Below are 1,928 nucleotides of genomic sequence, written 5' to 3'. Positions count from 1 at the left end.
GGGCCCGGGGTGAGGATCTCCGCCCGGGCCCGGCGAGGCCGAGCCGAGCACCAGGGCGAGGCGCCCCGCCGGAGGCGGGGGCGCCGTCGTCGGGAAGGTCCTTGTCCGAGCGGTGGGGGCCCAGGCTCACGCCAGCGCCTCGCGCAGGGTGTCCAGGCCCATGCCGCCGAGCTTCAGGGCGCGGGTGTGGAAGGCCTTGAGGTCGAAGTCCTCGCCCTCGCGCTGCTCGTGCTCGGCGCGGATCTGCTCCCAGATGCGCTGGCCCACCTTGTAGGAGGGCGCCTGGCCCGGCCAGCCGAGGTAGCGGGTGAACTCGAACCGGCGCTGGCCCTCGGAGATGATCAGGTGCTTGGAGAGGAAGGCGTAGCCCTTCTCCGGATCCCACTCGCCGCCGCCCTCGGACTCGGGGGCCTCGAAGCCGCAGTGGTAGCCGATGTCGAACACCACGCGGGCCGCGCGCATGCGCTGCATGTCCAGCATGCCCAGGCGGTCGCCGGGGTCGGAGAGGAAGCCGAGCTCGTCCATGAGCTTCTCCGAGTACAGGGCCCAGCCCTCGCCGTGGCCGGAGGTCCAGCAGGCGTTGCGGCGCCAGTCGTTGAGCTCGCCGCGGTTCATCATGGCGGTGGCGATCTGCAGGTGATGGCCCGGCACGCCCTCGTGGTACACGGTGGTGGTCTCGGCCCAGGTGGTGAACTCGTCCTCGCCGGCCGGCACGGACCACCACATGCGGCCCGGGCGGGAGAAGTCCTCGGACGGGCCGGTGTAATAGATGCCGCCCTCCTGGGTGGGGGCGATCATGCACTCCACCCGATCCATGGGGGCCGGGATCTCGAAGTGCTCCTTCATGGCCTCGATGGCCTGGTCGGACAGGCCCTGCATCCACTCGCGCAGCGCCTCGGTGCCCTTGAGCCTGCGCTCCGGGTCCGCGTCCAGGATCTCGCGGGCGCGCTCCACGGAGGCGCCCGGCTCGAGCTGCTCGGCGATCTCCTCCTGCTCGGCGACGATCCGGGCGAGCTCCTCCTGGCCCCACCGGTAGGTCTCCTCGAGGTCCACGGTGGCGCCGAGGAACAGGCGGGAGCCCAGGGAGTACAGCTCGCGGCCCACCGCGTCGTGCTCGGGGGCGTGCGGGCGCAGCTCGGTCTGAAGGGTCTGGGCGAAGTCGCGGTACGCCTGGGCAGCGGCCTCGGCGTTGACCTGGATGCGGGCGGCCAGCTCCTCGTCCACCACGTCGGACTCGGCAGCACGGGCGATCAGGCCCGGGAAGAAGCCCTCGCCCTCACCGTGGGCGCGGGCCTGCTCGATCACGATGTCCACCTGACGCACGGCGGCCACCTGCCCGCGGTCGCGGGAGGCCAGCAGGGACTCGGTGTAGCCCTTCAGGGCCTCCGGCAGGTGGGCGAGGCGTCCGGCGATGTGGCCCCACTGCTCGGCGGTGTCGGTCGGCATCAGGTCGAAGATCGCGCGGATACCCTGCGCGGGGGAGGCGATGTTGTTCAGCTCGGTGCGTCCGGTCGCGTGGATCTCCCGGTAGAGGCCGATGCGCTCCTGCAGGGCCGCCTTGGTCACGCGGTCCACCTCGTCCACCGGCTCCATGGACGCGATGTCCTCGAGCAGCTGCCGGTTGAGCTCGTCCTCGCGCTCGGCGCCGGCGGGGGAGTAGTCCCCGTACTCGGTCTCGTGGCCGGGCAGGCCGAGGCTGGTGGCCTCCTCCGGGTGGAGGGCCAGGGAGTCCTGGTAGAAGCGGTCGGCGCGCTCGTCGATAGCGGAGCGCGGGCGGGCGGAGTGCTGAGGTGCAGAGGTGGTCTGGGTCATGCCCGCCAGTCTATGGGCCGCGCCACATCCGCCGCGTACGGACGCGGGTCGCCCCGCACCTCACGGTGCGTTCCGGCCCCGATCCCCAGCGGCCGCCGCCGCCCGCAGCGGCCCCG

At 72.6% G+C, this 1,928-nt stretch carries 1 protein-coding gene; it reads right to left on the bottom strand.

What is annotated here, in order from left to right:
- Positions 1-126 precede the first annotated feature (126 nt).
- Positions 127-1,812, bottom strand: a complete 1,686-nt coding sequence (locus AC2W7A_RS12000; protein WP_485991542.1) for a DUF885 domain-containing protein — start codon at positions 1,810-1,812, stop codon at positions 127-129.
- Between the last annotated feature and the right edge of the window lie 116 nt (positions 1,813-1,928).

The sequence above is a fragment of the Micrococcus sp. LASM2_SD2 genome (genome assembly GCF_057364565.1).
This window is presented reverse-complemented; position numbering and strand designations above follow the sequence as displayed.